This window comes from Asticcacaulis sp. (assembly GCA_024707255.1).
Taxonomy (GTDB): domain Bacteria; phylum Pseudomonadota; class Alphaproteobacteria; order Caulobacterales; family Caulobacteraceae; genus Asticcacaulis.
Map to the genome: position 1 here is coordinate 537,857 of JANQAC010000001.1, position 15,458 is coordinate 553,314.

Annotated in this window: 12 protein-coding genes; 3 read left to right on the plus strand and 9 right to left on the minus strand. The window is 61.5% G+C overall.

Features of this window, described 5'->3' with window-relative positions; all coding sequences use genetic code 11:
• The first annotated feature begins 11 nt into the window (after window positions 1-11).
• The 3 genes from NVV72_02660 (at window position 12) to NVV72_02670 (ending at window position 2,492) form a co-directional block, all read left to right on the plus strand.
• Entirely contained in the window at window positions 12-749 is a 738-nt protein-coding gene (locus tag NVV72_02660) for an MBL fold metallo-hydrolase (protein ID MCR6658281.1), read from the plus strand.
• Window positions 739-903 carry a hypothetical protein gene (locus tag NVV72_02665; GenBank protein MCR6658282.1) on the plus strand — a complete coding sequence of 55 codons (165 nt, stop codon included), beginning with the start codon at window positions 739-741 and terminating at the stop codon, window positions 901-903. The genes NVV72_02660 and NVV72_02665 overlap by 11 nt, the downstream gene beginning before the upstream one ends.
• A gap of 92 nt (window positions 904-995) precedes the next feature.
• Window positions 996-2,492: a catalase gene (locus NVV72_02670; GenBank protein MCR6658283.1), complete on the plus strand. Its 1,497-nt coding sequence runs from the start codon at window positions 996-998 to the stop codon at window positions 2,490-2,492.
• Between the two features lie 56 nt (window positions 2,493-2,548).
• Here the strand turns inward: NVV72_02670 and NVV72_02675 are convergent, their stop codons facing one another.
• From NVV72_02675 to NVV72_02715, 9 genes are all read right to left on the minus strand, one after another.
• Window positions 2,549-2,800: a hypothetical protein gene (locus NVV72_02675; protein ID MCR6658284.1), complete on the minus strand. Its 252-nt coding sequence runs from the start codon at window positions 2,798-2,800 to the stop codon at window positions 2,549-2,551.
• Window positions 2,801-3,092: 292 nt separating this feature from the next.
• A complete protein-coding gene (locus NVV72_02680; protein MCR6658285.1) occupies window positions 3,093-4,211 on the minus strand; it encodes an endo-1,4-beta-xylanase in 1,119 nt (372 codons plus the stop codon).
• Window positions 4,211-5,761 carry a glycoside hydrolase 43 family protein gene (locus tag NVV72_02685; GenBank protein MCR6658286.1) on the minus strand — a complete coding sequence of 517 codons (1,551 nt, stop codon included), beginning with the start codon at window positions 5,759-5,761 and terminating at the stop codon, window positions 4,211-4,213. Before NVV72_02685 ends, NVV72_02680 begins: the two co-directional genes overlap by 1 nt.
• Before the next feature lie 156 nt (window positions 5,762-5,917).
• Entirely contained in the window at window positions 5,918-7,474 is a 1,557-nt protein-coding gene (locus tag NVV72_02690) for an alpha-L-rhamnosidase (GenBank protein ID MCR6658287.1), read from the minus strand.
• On the minus strand, window positions 7,471-8,967 hold the full coding sequence (locus NVV72_02695) for a glycosyl hydrolase family 28 protein (protein MCR6658288.1): 1,497 nt from the start codon (window positions 8,965-8,967) through the stop codon (window positions 7,471-7,473). Before NVV72_02695 ends, NVV72_02690 begins: the two co-directional genes overlap by 4 nt.
• Before the next feature lie 243 nt (window positions 8,968-9,210).
• The gene (locus NVV72_02700) at window positions 9,211-11,625 is read right to left on the minus strand and encodes a TonB-dependent receptor (protein MCR6658289.1); all 2,415 of its coding nucleotides are present in this window, start codon (window positions 11,623-11,625) and stop codon (window positions 9,211-9,213) included.
• 17 nt (window positions 11,626-11,642) lie between these two features.
• The gene (locus NVV72_02705) at window positions 11,643-12,284 is read right to left on the minus strand and encodes a TonB-dependent receptor plug domain-containing protein (protein ID MCR6658290.1); all 642 of its coding nucleotides are present in this window, start codon (window positions 12,282-12,284) and stop codon (window positions 11,643-11,645) included.
• Window positions 12,285-12,914: 630 nt separating this feature from the next.
• Window positions 12,915-13,307 carry a hypothetical protein gene (locus NVV72_02710; GenBank protein ID MCR6658291.1) on the minus strand — a complete coding sequence of 131 codons (393 nt, stop codon included), beginning with the start codon at window positions 13,305-13,307 and terminating at the stop codon, window positions 12,915-12,917.
• Complete coding sequence (locus NVV72_02715; protein MCR6658292.1) at window positions 13,250-15,412, minus strand: glycoside hydrolase family 9 protein; 2,163 nt, start codon at window positions 15,410-15,412, stop codon at window positions 13,250-13,252. The genes NVV72_02710 and NVV72_02715 overlap by 58 nt, the downstream gene beginning before the upstream one ends.
• Window positions 15,413-15,458: the final 46 nt, after the last annotated feature.

A 15,458-nucleotide genomic window follows, 5' to 3' on the forward strand; every position in this document is an offset into this window, starting at 1 on the left:
CAGGACTCACCATGCGCACCGTCAAAATCGCTCTCACCGCCCTTGCCCTGACCCTGCCCGCCTGCGCCCAGGCCGGCCCCAAGCCGGACGATGCCCAGGTCACGCCTGAAGCCCACGCCTTCCACATCGGCGCATATCCCGCCTGGAGCCTGCGTGACCTCGTTAATGTCGTGCCTAACGACAACAGTGTCATCGGCCAGGGCCAGACGCCTGATGAGGTCGCCGCCGTGCTGAAAGCCGCCGGCCAGCCGACCGACCATATCACCCTGTCGATCGACGCCCTGCTGGTAAAGGCCGGCGATCATCTGGTGCTGATCGATACCGGCATGGGACCGAGGGCCCACGGCGTCCTGATGGGCAGTCTCGCAAAAGCAGGGGTGACGCCCGATCAGGTCACCGATGTGCTGATCACCCACAGCCACCCAGACCATATTGGCGGCCTCTTGACCACCGACGGCAAACCCGCCTTCCCGAAGGCCGTAGTGCGCCTGACCGATGCCGAGTGGGCCTCCGTGAAAGCCAATCCGCAACAGGCGGATTTCGTGACCGCCATCACACCACAAGTCCAGACCTTCGCCGGCGGTGCCGAAGTCCTGCCCGGCATCACCTCGGTCATTCTGAAAGGCCATACGCCCGGCCATACCGGCTACGAAATCGCCTCCGGCAACGCCAAACTGCTCGATATCGGCGACATGGCGCACAGTGTCGTGGTCTCCCCTGGCCAAGCCGGAATGGGCCATGGGCTATGACAGCGACAAGCCCGCCGGCGAAGCCACCCGCCACGAGGAACTGACCGTCCTGGCCAAAAGCGGCGAAACCATCTTCGCCCCGCATTTTCCCTTCCCCGGCACAGGCCAGATTGTCGCCAAGGGTGACGGCTTCGCCCTGAAACCAGCCGAATAAAATTGCCTTATCCAAAAATCAAAAATTACTGATTTTATTTGTTCCGATGCGCGGCGCACATTGATGACACCACAGCCAAAGGAGATGCCCGCGTGTCAGACCAAGCCCCCCAATGCCCGTTCCACCAGACGACCACGGCCGGTTCGCCGGTTGTCGATAACCAGAACAGCCTGACCGCCGGTCCGCGCGGTCCGGTCCTGTTGCAGGATTGCCAGCTTATCGAAAAGCTGGCCCACCAGAACCGCGAGCGCATCCCTGAGCGCGTCGTCCATGCCAAGGGTTGGGGCGCGCACGGCACCTTCACGGTGACGCACGACATCACGCAATATACCCGTGCCGCCATCTTTGCCGGGGTCGGTAAGCAGACGCCCCTGATCACGCGTTTCTCGACCGTGGCCGGCGAACTGGGCGCCGCCGATGCCGAACGCGATGTGCGCGGCTTCTCCGTGAAATTTTACACCGAGGAAGGCAACTGGGACCTGGTCGGCAACAATACGCCGGTCTTCTTCATCCGCGATCCGTACAAATTCCCGGACTTCATCCACACCCAGAAGCGTCACCCGAAAACGCACCTGCGGTCCGCTACCGCCATGTGGGATTACTGGTCTCTGAGCCCTGAAGCCCTGCACCAGGTGACCATCCTGAAGTCGGACCGCGGCATCCCCGTCTCGCCCATGCACATGAACGGCTACGGTTCGCACACCTACAGCTTTATCAATGCCGCCAATGAGCGTTTCTGGGTCAAGTTCCACTTCAAGCCGCACAAGGGCAAGGTCAACCTGACCAATGAAGAGGCGGCGAAGCTGATCGGCGAGACGCGCGAAAGCTATCAGGAAGCCCTGTTCGGCGCCATCGAGGCCGGCGATTACCCGCGCTGGGATCTGTTCGTGCAGGTCATGCCGGAACTGGAGGCCGAGACCACGCCCTATAACCCGTTTGACCTGACCAAGGTGTGGCCGCACGGCGATTACCCACTGATTCCGGCCGGGGTCATGGAGCTGAACCGCAACCCGGACAACTATTTCAACGAGGTCGAGCAGGCCGCCTATTCACCGTCGAACATCGTGCCAGGGATCGGCTTCTCGCCGGACAAGGTGCTTCAGGCGCGAATCTTCTCCTATGCCGATGCGCATCGCTACCGCTTAGGCACCCATTACGAGGCCCTGCCGGTCAATGCGCCGAAGTGCCCGGTCAATACCTATCATGCTGATGGCCAGATGCGCTTTTTCGCGCAGTTCGGCGGCAATCCGGATGCCTATTACGAGCCGAACAGCTTCAATGGCCCAAAGCAGGCGCCGGAATACCGCGAACCGCCTCTAAAAATTTCGGGGGATGCCGACCGCTATGACCACCGGGAAGGCAATGATGACTACAGCCAGCCGCGTGCGCTTTTCAATCTGTTCTCGGACGGGGAAAAACAGCGCACCTGCGCGAGCATTGCCGGTTCGATGAAGGGTGTGCCGCAGTTCATCATCGACCGCGCCCTGAGCCATTTCGACCGGATCGACCCGGCCTATGGCGCCGGCATTCGCAAGGCCCTGGCCCACGGCGGCGACGCCGAGGTCCAGGCGACGCGCAGCCTCGACTGATCAACAGGAGCGCCGCTGTCTCTTATGAGAAGGCGGCGTTTTCATATACCGTTTTTTCAGGCGTAATGACGATAGGGCAGTTCGCTGCGGGCGTGGGGCGTCTTGGCCTTCACCGCCTGTTCGACCACCGGCCAGACATCGGGGTGGATGGATTGCTGGTGGATTTCGTAATCGGTATCCATGAACCAGGCGTTCTCCAGCGCCTCATCGAGCACCAGAGACCAGACATTCGGCGGCAGTCCGAGCCGATCGATAAGGGGTTGTGAAATGTCGGCTTTTTCAAACATCAGATCTGCATTCAGGGACATGGGGGTTCATCCATATGTGACGGTGGCAGCAGTTTCAGCCCCGTCACTATGGCGTTAACCTTTGGCGGTGGCGACTCAATTCGTCGCCCGGAACTGCCGCCGCTGAAAAGCGCTTTCCGGCCTTCCTCCGCCTACGGAGCAATACTGTTTCTGCTCGGCAGGATGACGAAATCCATCTCATTGAATCCGCACTCCGTTTCCGCCACTCCCAGGCAAGCCCATGCGTGTCACAATCCAAAACCGTTTCGACACGGGGCTGACATCATATGTTCACAAATTGTGACAGCCCGGCTCAGGCCCGCATGGGTGCGGCTTTGAAGGCCGCAGCCATGGCCGTGTACAGCGGCTTCGGCCGGAACTGGTCGTCATAGGGCGTTGGGCGCAGGGGCAGTTTGTCGGTGCGCGGCGTGGTCGATTGCAGCCAGCTATATTTATCGTCAAGGCCCCAGCACAGGAAATCCGTCACGGCCGTATTGCCGAGGGTCAGGTCGATATAGGTTTTGGCCACCTCCGCCACCACGGCGTCGCGGTGGGCGATATCACCCTCCACCTTGCGATCATTGACATCAAATTCGGTGACCAGAAGCGTGTAATCGAGCGCGGCCACGTCCTTCAGGAACTGCGTCCACTCGGTATATTGCGGCGTAGTGTCGTCAGTCGTCATCTGGCCGACCACGCTCTGATCCGTTCCGATGTGCCCTTGGATACCCAGCGCATCGACCGGTAGTTTCTCGTCGCAGAACCAGCGCAGCAGGTCGAGCGCGGCCTTACGATGCAGGGCATCCTTTGGGCGCCAGCTCATATAGTCGTTATAGACAAGCTGCATCTTAGGCAGGTGTTCACGCGCTGCCTCAAAGCAGATGCGCAGGACGTCACGGCCGAGAATGCGGGTAAAGACATTGGCGCGGATATCGCCTGTCTTTTCGTCGATGGCCTCGTTGATAACGTCCCACGAGGTCAGGCGATCGCCGAAATGCGTGGCCACCCGACCGATATAATCGCGCAGCAGGGCCTCGGCGGCGACCTTCGGTTTCGGGCCGAAATCGTGGGTCAGCAGCCATTTCGGCAGGAATTCATCCTTGGCCCAGAAAAGCGTATGGCCCCGCAAGGGCATATGGTTGGCTTCGGCGAAAGCCAGCACTTCATCACCCGGCGCGAAGTCGTAGACCGCTTCCGGCGTATCGCGGATAGTGTACATCTTCAGTTCGTTACGCGGCACCAGGATGCGGCAGTCGCGCCTGAGGATTTGCGCCACCTGCGGATCGGTCAGGCCGCCGGTTTTCACACCGGTGGCAGAACCGAAGCGAATGCCTTTGGCGGCGGCCAATTCACCAAGCGACGACGTAGATTGCGCAAATGCAGGCATGGCCCCAAACGCCACGCCGCCCGCCAGAAACAAACGCCGATCCATTACCTGACCTCATGCGTGACGTGGACCCAGTCGATATCGACCGCACCATTCGCGCTATTTTTATTGAAGGTGAACAGCGCCGGCCGGCTGCCTTTCCACCACGAAAATTGCGACAGCGGCACTTGCTCGCCAAATGGAATGAAGGTCTTGCCATCGAGGCTGTAAGCAAAACGCGTGGTCTGATCCGGCAGTGCCTCGGCGCGCAGTTCCACCGTCTGACCGGTGATCTCCGGTCCCGGCGTTTCGATGCCCGCCGAAGCGTAAGCGATCCGCGATACGCCATTTTCATGCACGACACCGATCCATACCGGTTTGACGCCGAACAGACTCAATCCGGCGCGCTGGCCATCAGCCATATGCGAGATATCGAGCCGCGCCGTCGTCTGCATAGCCGGACCTTGCAGGATTTGCGTCAAGGTATTGCGCGCCGTTGTCAGGCTTTGCGCTTCGCCGGCCTTGAGGCGCAGCCAGCCGGGCCGCTCCGTCAGGCTCCACTTCGCATTGTCGGGATTATGGTTCCATGACCATTGCAAACCAAGTTTCGCCGCGCTGAACTCATCCGCGTCCTGCAAACGATAGTCCGAATGCGCACCCGTATCCGGCACCGCATGGCGCGATACAGGCTTGCCGTTATCCCCCATCACCGGCCAGTCATCGACCCATTTGACCGGCTGGAGATGATCGATGCGGCCAAAGGCGCCTGCCGAATTGAAGTGCAGAAACCAGCCCTGGCCGGACGGCGTCTCGACATAGCCGCCCTGGTGCGGTCCCTTGATATCGGCCGTCGGCAGCAATACATCGCGCCATTCATACGGTCCGTAGATATTGCGTGCCCGCCCTACCGCCTGCGGCCCGGTGCCGACCCCACCGATCGGCGCGAAGATATAGTACCAGCCATTGCGCTTGTAGAGTTTGGGCCCCTCCAGCACCGGCAGGCGCCCCTTGTCCTCGGCCACCACCACGCCGTCATCGAGTACCTTGGTGCCATCGGTACTCATACGGTGCAGGATCAGCGGCCCGGCGCCAACCTTGCCGTGGATCAGATAGGCCTGGCCGTGATCATCCCAGAAGGGGCACGGGTCTTCCAGCTTCGGCTCGGCCATCACCGCCACCGGCGCCGACCACGGACCCGCGGGGTCTTTCGCGGTGATCATGAAGATGCCTTCGTCAGGCGTCGGGAAATAGATGTAGAACAGGCCATCATGGAAGCGGATCGACGGCGCCCAAATGCCGCTGGCGTACTTTGTGCCGGTGATCGGCTTCGACTTAGTGTCATCCAGTTCAAAAGGGCCGGGCATGTCATATTCCGGCGCGAAGGTCAGTTTTGGCACGGCATTGGCGATAATCTTCCAATTCACAAGGTCTTCCGATTTCAGCACCGGCAGGCCCGGCGAAAAATGGAAGCTCGACGCCACCAGGTAATAGCTCTTGCCGACGCGGATGACATCCGGATCGGAATAGTCGGCATAGAGGATCGGATTGCTGTAGGTCTCAGGCTTCGGCGCGGCAGTGGCGCAGGCGGAAAAAAGCAGTGTCGCTCCCGAAAGCAAGGCCGCAGCCCCCAAAAACCTCCCCCTCTTAGAGGGGGATGTGGCGCGTAGCACCGGAGGGGGTAATATCGCCGTTTGTTTACCCCCCTCTGTCTTTTTGCTGACGCAAAAATCCAGCTCCCCCTCCAAGAGGGGGAGAGTTAAAACCGAATTGCTTCATATGAATACCCTTTCATTCGGTTTGATTGTCAGTTTGCGCGCCGGACGCCCCATTAAGCGCAGAGTGATCTTTTCCGCTTTTTCGGAAATACCCAGCAGGGCCTGCGGCGCCCCCGCCTTACCGGTAACCAGGCGCGCCACGCCATCGATACGGCCAAGCGGCTTGCCGGCCAGCGACAACACCGCGCCCCTGCCGTCATAGGTCATGATCGCCGCCACACCGCCATCGGTCGGCAGGCTGAACCGCGCACCTTCCGCCGCCGCATGGCCGGGCCGGACATTCCAGTGCAGGGCCTCGGCCTCTTCCACCACGCCCGCCAACCGCCAGGTGTAGTCCATCATCACCAGCGCCGCCGGCGAATAGTTCGGCAGGTCTTCCTGCGTGAATTTGCCGGTTTCCGGGTCCATCTGCTGGCGGAAGGTCATGTCGGCTATCAGCCCTTCGCACCACCGCGTCATCATGAAGCTGAACTCGGCCGAACGGCCGTAATGATCCATCCAGCGCGGCGCACGCAGGGCGGTCAGCGCTTGGGACGGCCCGCCCCAACTGTTCTTCGGCAGCGGACGGATGAATTTCGGATCATCGAGCGCCACGGACGGCATCGGGTAATTTGTCCAGAAGGCTTTCGGATTATGAATTTGCCGCGTCCACAGGTCATCGAACAAGGCCTGATCGACCACATGCTCGCCACACATCCGGCTGAGGATATCCGAACGCACGCGGACAAACTGCCCATTGGCATCAAGGTCATAAAAAGCGGCATCCTCGGCAACGTAAAGCTTTTCCAGGATCAGCCGGCGCATCGTCTCAGCGCTTTCGGCCCAACGATCCGCCTCGGCGCCCTTCCCCAATGCCTTTGCCATCTTGCTCAGGGCCAGCCGCGCGCCATAGGTGGTGGCCGACAAGTCCGGACACAGCCGCGGCAGGGCGAACCCATTCGGGAAATACTTAGCGTCCTTGTTGGGGCACTGCGGCGGAATGCCTGCCCAGCGCGGCGAATTGTCATGGCCGGTATCATAGGTGCAGAAGCCCTCCGTCAGGCCCGTGCCGCGTGTATTGCGGTATTTGAGCAGCCAGGCATCCCAGGCCGAACAGGCGGTATAGGTCGCGCGCAGCAGCGCCTCATCGCCGGTCGCCCGCGCCAGTTCCCAGGCCGTGGCGGCGATCGGCACCACCATCTGAATCTGGCCGAAACCGGTCTCGGTCACCTTGTTGTTGCACGGCAGTTGCCCGTCCATGCGTTGCAGATCGAAGAAGGTCATGTGGCTGTTGCGCGCCACGTCCGGCCGGAACTTGCGATAAACCAGCGCCTCATGCGGCCCGCATTCCATCCAGATACCGGCATAGTCGGCGCCCTCGATCAGCACCGGCCCGGCATAGCGCGGCACCACCTGCACATTGGCCGCCAATACCGCCAGCGCCTTGTCATAGGCCGCCTGCCATCTAGCGTTACGCGTGCTATACTGCGGCTGGCTCACCGCCTCTTGCGCCCTGCCTTGCGTGGCTATCAAGGCGGCTGCACCGGTGGCGATAAAAGTCCGACGATCGATCATGCCTGACACGCCTCCGTATCGGTCCTGAACAGGAACTCCGGTCGTGGATCGGGCGCCGCCGGCAGGAATTGCGTCTTGATCACCGTCAGGCGCGTGACATGCCGCGCCCACAGGCCATAGGCCGGGGCATTGTGCGGTTTGCCTGGCGCCACTTCGTCCAGCATATGCGCATCTGGATATATGCCGCGCATCTCCGGAATTTCGTCTTCTTTCAGCCATCGGCCGGCGGCCGCCACGCCAATTTTGATATCGTGCAGCACCACGTCCTCGATATGCTTTTCGGGAATACCGATGAAGTAAGAGCCGCGCGGCCCATTATCCGTACCGGTAATGCGCTCGAAAACCACCCGCCGCAGTGTCCCCACCGGCGGCTTGGGCTGATCCGGCTGCACCCGCCCGCGATCCTCCAGCCGCATGAAAAACGGACTGCGCGCCCGTACGATATGGATGTCGGTGGCGAGAATGTTCTCGGCCGTGCCGCCATCGACCACCTCCCACGAAATGCCGGAATCGCACCCGACCGGCTTGACGTGACGCATGGTCTCGGACACCCCGCCGATCTCGCAGCGGCGCACCAGCACATTGCGGAAGACGCTCTGTGAATCCGTGCCGAGCTTGACCGCATTGCACGAACTGAAGAAGGTGCAGTCCTCGACCAGCACATTCTCGGTCGGGGCCTGGGCCGCTCCCTTGAAGCACAGGGAATCGTCGCCGGAACTGATAAAGGATTTGCGTACGATGACATTGCGGCAACCGTCGATATCGATGCCGTCATTATTGAAATTGGCCTGGTTCTCGACCGTTATTTTCTCGACCAGCAGGTCGTCGCAATTGAGGTAGTTCTGCATCCAGCACGGTGAATCTTTCAGCGTAATGCCGTGGATATGGATGCGCCGGCAGTCGATCACGCGGATGACGAACGGCCGTCCCGGCGTGCCGTGAATGCCCTCCTCGCCGTGGAAATTGGCGCCACGTCCGTCGATGATCCCTTCACCGCTGATCGAGATATCCTCAGCCCCTTCGGCGAAGATCAGTGACTGGTTCATGCCCATATTGGTGTCCTGAACCGTGCGGCGTTTCGCCACGCGCTCCGGAAAATCCTTCAGGTCGAACGAGGCCAGAAGCCGCGCGCCTCTGGCCACCTCCAGCCGGACCTGGCTGCGCAGGTCAAGCGTGCCCGAAACATAGTCGCCCTTGGCCAGCCGGACCGTGCCGCCGCCCTGAGCCGCCGCGTCAATGGCCTGCTGGATAAAGGCGGTGGCCAACCCATCGCCGGTATAGCCGAACTGTTCCGGCGTTAGGATGCGCTTGGGGCCGTTCCACGGCTTCAGGGTGGCGGTCAGGCGCTTCGCCATGGCCTCCAGGTCGGCGCGCAGCGGCGCGACCCAGTCGGGCAAGGCGCAGGTTTCGGCCGAGGCGGTGCGGAAGGTCGCGGCCAGACCAAGCGTAACGAGCCCAGCGCCAAGCTGGCGGCGTGAAGGGGAACGAGGCATCGGTTTCCTTTCCATGGAGCGCATCCCAAAAAGTGTAATGCACTTTTGGATCAAGATGCGCGTCAAACAAGTCTCCGCTTCTTCCGGCGGTTTTGCATCAAAGCACTGTATCAGAAGAAAAAAGAAGCCCGGCAGGGAGACCGGCCGGGCTTAAGTGGCAGAACCGGGGAATAAAGCAGGTTCTGGTGGTTATGGCGGGCAAAGCGACAGGGAGGAAACGCCGCACCCGCCAATCGGATAAGCCTAGAACTTCGCGTCCACGCTGACGAAGAAGACGCGGCCCTGGACATCATAGGTCGCCGGGATGGTGTTATCCGAGGGCAACTGCGAGGAACCGAGGATCGGCGGGTTCTTGTCGAACAGGTTGCGCGCACCGACCGACAACTGGATCTTCGACGTCAGATCATAGGCCGCCGTCAGGTCGATATAGGTCTGGGCGTCGATGACCGGATTGGTCAGGGTGTTGAGCGCCGGCGGCGTCAGGCCCTTGGAAAGCGGCAGCATGTAGGTATCGACCGTCACCTTACCGATATAGCGGGCGCGGGCCGAAAGGGTCAGCGGCCCGGTCTTCCAGGTCACGCGGCCGGAACCCTTCCATTTCGGAATCGGCTGGCCGCAGGTGCCACCGAAGGCGCCCGGGCAGTCGTTCTTGACGTCCGGCTGGTCCTGGATCGGCGTGCCGACAAACTCGCTGACATAGTTGACATTGGCCGAGACATCCCAGCGGCTGGCGCCCATCAGGCCCCAGTCGGTGCCGAAGCCGTAATGGCCCTCGACATCGACGCCGGCGGTCGCCAGGCGGCCGACATTGGCATTGGTGGTCGAGACGTAATCCGGCGCGGTAACCTGGCCGGAGGACGGATCGCGGTGGATGGCCTGACAGAAGACGCTGCTGGCATCCATGATCGTCTTGTAGCACAGGTCAAGCACCGACTGCACACCGCCGCCGCCGAGTGTGGAGATGGCATCATCCAGCGTGATCTTGTAGTAATCGACGCTGACCTGCAAACCGCGCACGTAGCTGGGCGTCCACACCAGGCCAGCCGTGGTGGTGTTGGAGGTTTCCGGGCTCAGGTTCGGATTGCCGCCGGTCGTCTGATAGACGAAGGCCGTCGGCTGAACCGCCGAGGTGAAGACGGTCGCAGTGGGCACGCCGGTGGCCGTGCAGAGGGCCTTGAGCTCGGCCGTCTGGTTGGCGACGGGGGTGCGATCGGAACAGGGATCGTTCGCCATCGGCCCGTTGGTGCCGGCGCCGCCGAACAGTTCGCCGACGTTCGGCGCGCGGATGGCGTGCTGGTACTGGGCGCGGAAGGCGATGTCGCTGTTGAGCGCCCATTCCGAACCGATCGAATAGGTCCAGACACCGCCGACGCCCTTCAGGTCATAGTCGGAATAGCGGAAGGCGCTGTTCAGGCTGAGGCGCTTGGCCAGCGACAGGTCGGCCAGGATCGGGGCGCGGACTTCGCCGTAGATTTCCTTGACCGTGGTCGAGCCCTTGGTGGCCTTGGCAGCGTTCCAGCCGGAAACATCACCCGAGGCCAGGTAGGTGTCGGGGATATATTCGGCCTTGCTGTAGCGCCATTCGAAGCCGGTGGAGAAATCGACCGGACCGGCGGGCAGGTCGAAGGCTTCACCGGTCAGGTTGCCGGCGAAGACCTGCTGCTCGGCGCGCAGGCCGGCATTGGCGTTGATGATGATGGCGGCCTTGCCGGCATCGGTCATGTTCTGACCGAAGGGATTGAGCACCGGCGCCGCCCCGCCCTGCGACAGCACGGCCTGCTGGAAGTGGCTGAGCGAGATCGACCCCGTCTGGGTGTCGGATTCGGTCGTACGGGCATAGGTGTAGTAGACATCGTATTTCAGATCGCGCAGGGCCTTCGACGACACATCGCCGAGATTGCCGCGCACGCCCAGCGCCGTGCGGAAGACCGCGTGGTCGGACGTGGTGTAGCGCGGGCCGATATCCGACAGGCGGCGGTTGAAGTTGATCACCGCGCGGCCATCGCCCGGCGCATTGGTCAGGCTCAGTGTGCCGTTGGTAACCGTGGTCGTGCCGGTTTCCTTCAGGTCGAGCTGGCGCAGGACTTCCTGCATCGGCGCGCCGAGATAGGGATTGTTGACATCGAGCAGCAGGTTGCCGCCGTAATTAGTAGGGGCGATCTGCACATCGGCGACATTGTCGCTGTAGTGCATTTCCATGTAGCCCGTTGCCTTGTCGTTGAAATCATAATGGGCGAAGATATTGCCCATCCAGCGTGTCTGCGGGGTGATGATGTTCGACATGCCGCCCAGATCGTAGCTGTCGGACGCCCCGGCATAGGGACGCACCGTCTTGCCGTCATCGCTGAGAAGGGCGCCGTTGGAGCCCATGTTCTGCAGACCGGCCGCCGCAAGGGCCGCATCCAGCCCGGCATTGGAACCGGCCGACCCGTAAACCGGCAGGTTGCCAATGCCGAAACGGCCATTGGGGACGTTGGATGAACCGCTGTAAACCAGGCCCATGCGGCCGCCGGAATCCAGACACGCCTGGCCGTTGCCGGCGCCATTGGGCGTGCCCGCACTATCATCACTCCACGAATCGGCGGTGACGCAGCCATCGGAAAGTGACGGCATGGCCCAGCCGCCGCGATCATTGCGCGTATAGCCGCCGCGGTTCATGTAGTTGACCGAAGCGACTATATTGCCGCGGCCATCGGCGAAATTACCGCCGGCCGTGATATCGACGCTGTAGGTCGGCGTACCGGTATGCTCGTCCAGGTTCTCTGCACGCTCGTTTCCACACCCTGGAAATCATCGCGCATGACGAAGTTGACCACGCCGGTGATGGCGTCAGAGCCATAGACCGCCGAGGAGCCGCCGGTGACGACTTCCACGCGCTTGATCAGCGCCGCGGGAATGGTGTTGATGTCGGTCGTAAAATCCGGACCGGTGATGGCGAAGCGGCGGCCATTGACCAGCACGAGGTTGCGCGTCGGGCCGAAATTGCGCAGGTTCAGGGTGGCGGTGCCGACCGGCTGGCCGGCCTGGACCGTATTGGCCGTGGGGCTGTTGAGCTGCGAGCCGGTGAATTGCGGCGTGTCGGACAGCATGACATCGACATTCTGCGTGCCAGAGAGCTTCAGTTCCTGCTGGTCGAGCACGGTGACCGGCGTCGGCGCCTTGAAGCCGCGATTGGACAGGCGCGAACCGGTGACGACCACCACGGTTTCATCCGGCGAAGGTGTCGCCGTATCGGTCGCGGCGGCATCCTGGGCCATGGCCGGCAGGGCATTCAGCCCCGCCCCCAAGGCCAGCATCGATATTGATGCCGCCAGCACTGGCCGTAAATTCCCTGATCTGTTGCACTTTTTCATAATCTCTAACTTCCTTCCAGTTGTCTTTTTTTACCGCCCGTATCGGTCGCTCCGGACACAGACCATCCCTCTTCGGATGGCGCAGGCCACCCGGCTCGGCACGGACATGGCTCCGGCACGACGCGTTGATTCAAGGGTTAAGGCAGGGCGGTTTGCGCCCATATCCTGAGTGTGACCCTGTTTTATCGGGCTGCGATCACCGGCATGAACCGGCGCAGCTCTTTCGTTTTGACAAACCCGCTTTTGCCCGGCACCCTCACTGTGACACCGGTGTCAATTTATTTGATAACGCTAACATCTCGCAACACACGTAGAAGCGCCTGTTGCCATAACAAGGTACGCGCCTGTTTTCGGCAAATCAACTGCCCGACCTGGACGCGCCATCACACGCAACGCTTTGCCGGGCAAAGCTTCCCAGATAATGAGATTTCACCGTTTCTCATTCCCGAATAGTGGGATCAAAAAGACCGTGATCGCTGTAAAGCGGCCCTTTCATTTCAATATCCGGGACTGAAGCGCGAAATGTGACTTTTCAATCACATCGCCGAAATATTGCCGCACCCGCCGGAATAAGCACTATTTTACCGGCGAAAGTCACCGCTTCACCCGCGCATTGGCCTCATTGACCAGTTCGATATAGGCGGCGCCGACATTGATGACATATTCGTTTTCGCCCCAGAAGAACGGCCAGTCCTCCTTGTTCTCAGGGAAGTCGGGCTTGAGCACCAGCACGCCCGGCACCACCCCGCCAGCGATGAAGCTGAAATCGGCGCGGTTATTGCCATAGGCCACTTCCTTGGAAACCGTTCCGACGCCGGAGACAAACGATACATTCGAACCCGGATGGGTGCCGTAGATATAGTCCAGCGCCTGATAGACCGCATCCGTGCCGACGATATCCGGGAATTCCCGGTTCAGCGCCGCCGCGGTCAGGCCGTATTCGACCACCGTGCCATCGCCGGCCCAGCCGCCTTCGGTGATCGGCACACCGAACGGATTGGCCGTCGCCAGCTTATTCGCCTCGGCCTGCCAGGCCACCACCGCCGGGCGAACCCGGCCTTGAAGGCTTTCGGCATCAGGGGCAGCGCCTTGGCCGGGGTCGCGGCATTGGCCGCGAAGCTCTTGCTGACCTCCGGCCACAGGGCGTCGATCCGTTTGGCATATTGCGGGTCTTTGGTGGTGATCAAGAGCTCGACCGCGGCGGAAAGCTCTTCCTCGACCAGGTCGCCGCCCGTGGTATTGCCGTGATGATAAAGATTCGGCGCGTGGCTGTGTTCCTCGGCCCAGGTCCGTTTGGCGATCGCCAATGACTTGTCAGCCAGTGGATCGTCAAAGCCTTTCAGCGCGCGGCTGGCGGCGGCCAGCGCCGCGATCGAGCCATAGTTCAGCGCCGAGGTGGTATTGGTAAAGGCCCAGCGGTCGTCGGGCATCCCGCTCTTGCCATCCTTCACCTCATCGCGCCCCAAAGAGAGATCATAGATCAGGCCGTCTGTCTTGGTGACGGCATCGCCCAGGTGCGGATATTCCGCCACGTCCGGCTCGACAATCCCATTGATGGCGTGGCCCACGGCATCGAACTGCGCCACAAGCTGGAGCGTGCCGTGCTGGATCTGCTGAAGCAGGTCGGGCTTACCATCCGGCACATGAATATCGACATAGCGGCGCTGGTGATCGATCAGGGTGTCGTCACGCGTCAGGCCAAACTTTTCCCAGCTCTGCACCAGCGAGCGCACCACGGCATAGTGCGTCTGGGTGCGGATATCGAAATCGCCGGCATCGAACCAGCCGCCGACATTCAGCCCCGGAATATGCTCATAGGGCTTGTATTTTGTGTCCGTGCTTCCCGGCTTGGAGGCGTAAAGATCGATATGATCATCGCCCGGCGGGGCCTGCATGGCGTCGTCGCGGTGGCTGTCGCCGTGCCAGACCCGATAGGCTTCATTGACCTTCATATGGTCCATCGCCACCGGCAGATAGACATCAAGCGTCGGCTCCCAGGCATTGGCGTAGATATCCGGCGCGATGCGGAACGGGCTGGTGCGCTGGCCTTCATACTCAATGACATAGAGGCCGGGCTTAGTGACGCCTGAGAAATCGAAAGTCCGATAGTCATAGCGCAGATAGTGGCCCCACGGCTTGGCTTCGGCGGTCAGCACCGGCGTGAAGCTGCCATCGGCGCCCACCTCCAGCAGACGCGCCTCGGCGGCGGGCTTATCGTTCGGATCGAGTTCGATCACGGCTGTCTTGGCCTGCTGCGGCGCATAGCCCAGTTGTGAATGGGCGATCATCGGCGGCCGCACCCAGTCGGCCACCGAATTGGCCGTCAAGGTCGAGGACACCACCTCGCCGGTCTTTCCGGGCGGCAGCAGCGACCGCACCACATACCAGCCGTTCTGCGCCTGGTTGCGGCCGTCATAGAGGGCAATATCGGCATCGGAGGTCAGGGTCACCCGACGCGCCGGATCTTCCGGCGCCAGCACGAGGGTCTTGCCGTGCGCCAGCGGCAGCGGTTCGGTCTGCGGCAGCAGGCGCGACATCGGTACGCCCTCGCCCAGGCTTTTCATCGATCCGGAGGGATATAGCGGGAACGTCCCCGCCACGCCATCGGCGAGATAGCTCTTGTGGAAATAAGCGGCCGGCAGGAACTCCATGTTCAGCCCGGCCTTGCCCGCCAGCGCTTCCGGCAGAGGCTTGTCGAGGATCACGCTTAAGGCCACCCCCTCGCCTTTCGGCGCCACGCGCACCTGATAGGTGAAATCATATTTCGGATAGCTGATCGTCGTGGTGACAACGCCCGTGGCCTGATCCACCTGGCGATCCTTGACCAGGCCCATCTCGTCCCACTGGCCCGGCGTCGGCATCAGGCGGACATCGCCATTGGTGGCCGTGCGCACGCCCTGCTGGATCAGCTCGACCCCGGCGATCTTGGCGTCATTGAACAGGCTGTTGGCGCCATTGGCGAAGACCAGCACATTGACGCCGCGCGTCTCGAAATAGCCTTTGTTGTTCAGATGCAAGGGTTCGGCCTGTGCGGCCACCGATAACATGACACCGGTGGCGACGGTCAGCATAAGCCTGTTCAGATAACGCATGATATTTCCCTGCTTATTTTTTATGATAGCGGTAACATATCTCGTC